Below are 4,713 nucleotides of genomic sequence, written 5' to 3'. Positions count from 1 at the left end.
CAGCTCGCCGTCCACCGAATCGAGGGCGTCGAGGGAGGACCGGACGAGGAGCGCCACGGCGTAGACGGTGAGGGCGACGATCACATTCACCGGGTCGAGGATCCGCGTCCCGAGGAGCACCGGGAGGATGATGAACAGGGCGAGCGAGGGAACGGTGTAGAGGACCGAGCTGACCGTCAGGAGTACCGTGCGCCACGCGCGGTGTCGTCGCACGAGCTGAGCGAGCGGGAGGCTGAGGACAAGGCCGAGCACCAGCGGCACGGCGGCGAGCACGAAGTGCTGGCCAGCGAGACCGAGGATGCGGCCGAGATTGGCCGCCGCCCATTCCATTACGCCCCCTCGGGCACTGCCGCCCGCCGTCGCTCGGCCGCTGCGAGAACGGCCGTAGCGCCGACGGTCCCCAGGAAGCGGCCGTCGTCGTCCACCACCACGCCGCGGCCGGAGGGCGAGGACAGGGCGGAATCGAGGGCGCGGCGCCGCGTTCCCCCGGCCCGGTGCAGCGATCCCCCCGTGATCACAGCGCCACGAGAGACTGGCGACGCCCAGCCCGCGGGCCGGCCAGCCCCGTCGAGGATGACAGTCCACTCGTCAGGTGCCACGTCACTGAGCTGGGACAGCGCGACGGTGGGCGCTTCGTCGACGGCCAGGCCGCCGTCGTCATAGAACCCGAGGTGACGGAAGCCGCGGTCGCGGCCCACGAAGCCCGCCACGAACTCGTCCGCGGGAGCCCGGAGCAGTTCTTCGGGGTCTGCGACTTGGGCGAGCCGGCCCCCGACCGCGAACACGGCGATGCGGTCGCCGAGGAGCACGGCCTCGTCGATGTCGTGGGTGACGAAGACGATCGTCTTGCCGAGGTCGTGCTGGAGCCGGAGGAGTTCCCGCTGAAGCTCCTGCCGCACCACGGGATCCACCGCGCTGAACGGCTCGTCCATGAGCAGGATCGGCGGATCGGCCGCGAGGGCGCGCGCAACTCCCACTCGCTGCTGCTGGCCGCCCGAGAGCTGTGCCGGGTAGCGCTCGGCGAGCCCCTGCGAGAGGCCGACGACGTCGAGCAGCTCGCGCGCGCGGGCGCGCGCTTGGCGCCGCGAGACGCCGTTGAGGCGTGGAACCGTGGCGATATTGTCCATTACAGTGCGATGCGGCATGAGGCCGGCAGCTTGGAGGACGTAGCCCATCGAGCGGCGCAGACGGGCGGCGGGGAGCGTCGAGACGTCCCGGCCGTCGACGACGATCGACCCCGATGTGGGCTCCACCATGCGATTGACCATGCGCAGGGACGTCGTCTTGCCGCATCCTGAAGGACCGACGAAAACGGTGATCTGGCCCCGGGGCACGTCAAGGCTCAGCCGGTCCACCGCAATCGAGGCCCCATAGGCCTTGCTGACCACGCGGAACTCGATCATCGCTTCGGGCACTTCCGAACCTCGCTCCGGGCCTGTTCTCCGTTGGCTGTGCCGAGCCTACCAGCGGGTCACGACAGCGTCAGGATTCGCGTTCGGCGAGGTCGATCGTTCCAAAGACGGGGTCCCGGTCCAGGATCCGGACGTCCTCGATTCCCTGCTCGGCGAGCGCTGCGCGAAAGGCATCTTGGAGCGGCACCACGTTCATGCCGAGGCCGCTTCCCAAGATCACTGGGCCCTCGAGACCGAGCTGGCGGGCGACCTGGGCCGCCATGCGCGCCAGATCGTGTCCGGCCTGCCCGATCATGAACCGCGCTCCCGCATGCCCGACGTCCGCGGCCTCGACCACCACACGTGCCCTCTGGGCCCAATAGCGCCGGCCCGTCTCGGCCGCATGGAAATGCGCGATCAGCTCCCCGGGCTCGGCGAGGCCCGTGCTCTCGAGGAGGGACTGTGTGAGGGCGTCAGGCTCGAGTCCGAGGTTCATGCGGTGAAGGCTGTAGCGGACGGCTTCGCGTGCGAGCCAGTACCCGCTGCCCTCGTCGCCCAGGAGGTATCCCCACCCGCCGGCCCGGGCCTCGTTTCCGTCGTCGTTGGTTCCCCATGCCGCGGATCCGGTGCCGGCGATCACGGCGACGCCGGTGCGCGCGTGGCCGGCGGCCAGGAGGAGCCGGGAGTCGTGGACCACCGTGATCTCTGCCGAGGGCGCGTGCGGCCGGATGAGCGCGGCGAGCGCCTCCGCATCTGCCTCGGTGTCGATGCCACCGGATCCGACGAAGACGCGGGCCACGTCCGAGGCGTCGAGGACCGCGAACAGCTCGGCGAGGTTCGAGGCTGCCTGCTCGCGGGACACGTTCTGCACGTTTGCGCTCCCGGCCTCGCGGTCGTCGACCACCTCGCGGCCGACCACCTTGATGCCGCGTGTCTTGGTGCCCCCGATGTCGAGGCCGATCATGGCGTTGCCCCGGGTCGTCGCTGTGCTCACGTGCTTAGAGTAGTGGCCATGGACCGCGCGCTCCCCGCAGAACTGTTCGGCTCCGGCATCGTCGCCGCGCCCCTCGCCGGCGGCCCGAGCCGCCCGCAGCTCGCCGAGGCGGTGAGCCGGGCCGGCGGCCTGGGGTTCATCGCCGCAGGCTATAAGGCAGCGGACGCGTTCGCCCGGGAGCTCGAGGCGATGGCCGCGACCGGCCTCGCCTTCGGCGTGAACCTCTTCGTGCCGAAGGCCGAGGAGTACGACCGGGAGGCGATCCTCGCCTACCGAGAGCGGCTCCGGCCCCTGGCGGACCAGCTCGCCGTAGACCTCCCCGAGCCTCGCTGGGCGGACGACGACGGGTACCCAGCCAAGCTCGCGCTCCTCCTTGAGAGCCCGCCCGGCGTGGTGTCCTTCACCTTCGCGCTTCCGCCGGCCGACGACGTCGCGCGGCTGCGGGCGCGCGGCGTCTTCACCGTGCAGACCGTGACGAAGGCCGACGAGGCGAAGGCGGCGCAGGAGCTCGGCGTTGACGCCGTCGTCGTGCAGCATCCCGGGGCGGGAGGGCATTCCGGCGCGTTCCTCTCCGGCACAACCCCCGCCCCTGCCGGCCAGACGCTCGCCGAACTCGTCGCACAGGTGAGTGCCGCCGTCGGGCTTCCGCTGCTCGCCGCAGGCGGGATCGGCACCCCGGCTGACGCGCTCACCGCGCGCGACGCAGGCGACTCCGGAGTCCAGCTGGGCACGGTGTTCCTGCGCACTCCCGAAGCGGGGACGAACCCCGTCCACAGGGCGGCACTCGGTGATCCGGCGTTCGAACGGACCGCACAGACGCGGGCCTTCTCGGGGAAGTCCGCCCGGGGGCTCGAGAACCGGTTCATGCGGGACTTCGCGGATGCCCCGAGCGGCTATCCCGTGATCCACTATCTGACCGCGCCTCTGCGCGCGGCCGCGGTCGCGGCGGGCGACGCGCACGGGACCAATCTCTGGGCGGGCACTGGCTGGAGGTTCGCGCGCGACGAGCCGGCGGCGGACGTCGTCGCCCGTTTCGCGGGCTGAGCAAGAGCGGGCTGAGCAGAGCGCGTCAGAGGCCGAACGCGTCGAGCAGTGCCGCGGGCTCCTCCCTGAGGATGTGCTCACGGAAGAGACGCACCTGCAAGGGCTCGCCCACGATCTTCGGCCACACGAGCCCGATGTCCCGAACGGCGTCCGAGTCCTGGATCTCGAGCTCGACCCAGCCGAGTTCACTCGCATGCACGGCCGAATGCGTTGCCCGGGAAGGAGGGACGAGTGCGATCCCGAGCCCAGCGCTCACCAGTCCCAACAGTGTCCGTGAGTCCTGACCCTGAAACGCGATGTTGGGACGGACCCCCGCCTCCCGGAACAGCCGGTCCATGATGCTCCGCATTCCGTAGCCGCGCTCAAGCGCCACGAACGGCTCCCCGGCGGCCTCGGCAAAGCGCACACGGTCCCGGCGCGCGAGCCGGTGGTCCGCCGGGACAGCGAGCCGAAGCGGCTGGATGCACAGCGTCGCCGCATCAAGCTGCCGCCCCGCCGCAGGAGCCGGTGAGACGATGCTCAGGTCCACATCCCCCGAGACGAGCACATCGAGGCAGCGTTGCCGCGAGCCCTGGATGAGCTCGAAGCGCACGTCCGGATGGCCTTGCCGGAAGCTGCGGATGAGCGCCGGCACGGCGGCCTCGCCAAACGTCATCTGAAAGCTCAGGCGAACGAGCCCGTGCGCCTCCTGGCGCCGCTCGTGCAGCTCGTCGAGTGCGCTCTGGAGCCCGTCGAGCGCGGCGCGCACCGAGGGCAACAGCTGCTCGGCGGCCGGAGTGAGGCGGATCCCCCGGCCCTCCTTCCGCACGAGCTCGGTGCCGACGACGGCGGCCGCCCGAGCGAGCGCGCGGCTCACCGTGGGCTGGGGAACGCCGAGGAGCTCCGCAGCGGCCGTGACGTGCCTGGTCTGGCCCACGGCGTCGAGCACCGGCAGGAGCGGGAGCAGACGAGCCAGCTCGCCGCGAACGGTCGAATCATACATATCCGTCATATGATCCGCATCATAATGTATTGGACGCATGAAATCCGGGCTCCTACCGTGGAGGGGTGACCTCAACGCCTTTGCCGGTAGCCCGCGAGTGGGCGGGGCACGCGAAGGGCAGCCGCGGATACCGGCGGCTTCTCGCGGCCCTCGCGTTTGCGGGCGTCGCCACGTTCGCCCAGCTCTATTCCACTCAGGCCCTGCTCCCCCGCATCTCGGCAGACCTGCACGTCGACGCTGCCCAAGCGGCCCTCACGGTGTCCCTGGCGACGCTCGGCCTTGCCGTGGCCGTGCTGCCGTGG

The 4,713-nt window shown here is 71.0% G+C and carries 4 protein-coding genes and 2 pseudogenes; 2 read left to right on the top strand and 4 right to left on the bottom strand.

Annotation, left to right across the window (positions count from 1 at the left end):
• The 3 genes and pseudogenes from ACTHL9_RS03495 to ACTHL9_RS03485 form a co-directional block, all read right to left on the bottom strand.
• Positions 1-330: pseudogene (locus tag ACTHL9_RS03495) on the bottom strand (ABC transporter permease); the annotation flags it as partial.
• Positions 330-1,415, bottom strand: coding sequence for an ABC transporter ATP-binding protein (locus tag ACTHL9_RS03490; protein WP_440517344.1), 1,086 nt, complete (start codon positions 1,413-1,415; stop codon positions 330-332). The gene ACTHL9_RS03490 and the pseudogene ACTHL9_RS03495, both read right to left, overlap by 1 nt.
• Positions 1,416-1,482: 67 nt before the next feature.
• Entirely contained in the window at positions 1,483-2,355 is an 873-nt protein-coding gene (locus ACTHL9_RS03485) for an N-acetylglucosamine kinase (protein ID WP_440517345.1), read from the bottom strand.
• 48 nt (positions 2,356-2,403) lie between these two features.
• On the opposite strand from ACTHL9_RS03485, the gene ACTHL9_RS03480 reads away from it, so the two are divergent.
• A complete protein-coding gene (locus tag ACTHL9_RS03480; protein WP_440517343.1) occupies positions 2,404-3,429 on the top strand; it encodes a nitronate monooxygenase in 1,026 nt (341 codons plus the stop codon).
• A 25-nt stretch (positions 3,430-3,454) separates the two neighbouring features.
• On the opposite strand, the gene ACTHL9_RS03475 is transcribed toward ACTHL9_RS03480, so the two are convergent.
• Positions 3,455-4,420: a LysR substrate-binding domain-containing protein gene (locus ACTHL9_RS03475; RefSeq protein WP_440517342.1), complete on the bottom strand. Its 966-nt coding sequence runs from the start codon at positions 4,418-4,420 to the stop codon at positions 3,455-3,457.
• 56 nt (positions 4,421-4,476) lie between these two features.
• Here ACTHL9_RS03475 and ACTHL9_RS03470 point away from each other — a divergent pair.
• A pseudogene (locus ACTHL9_RS03470) lies at positions 4,477-4,713 on the top strand (MFS transporter); the annotation flags it as partial.

It is taken from the genome of Sinomonas sp., assembly GCF_051955515.1.
In the GTDB taxonomy this organism is placed as follows: domain Bacteria; phylum Actinomycetota; class Actinomycetes; order Actinomycetales; family Micrococcaceae; genus Sinomonas.
The sequence above is the reverse complement of the archived record's forward strand: the minus strand, read 5'-3'. Positions and strand labels throughout refer to the sequence as shown.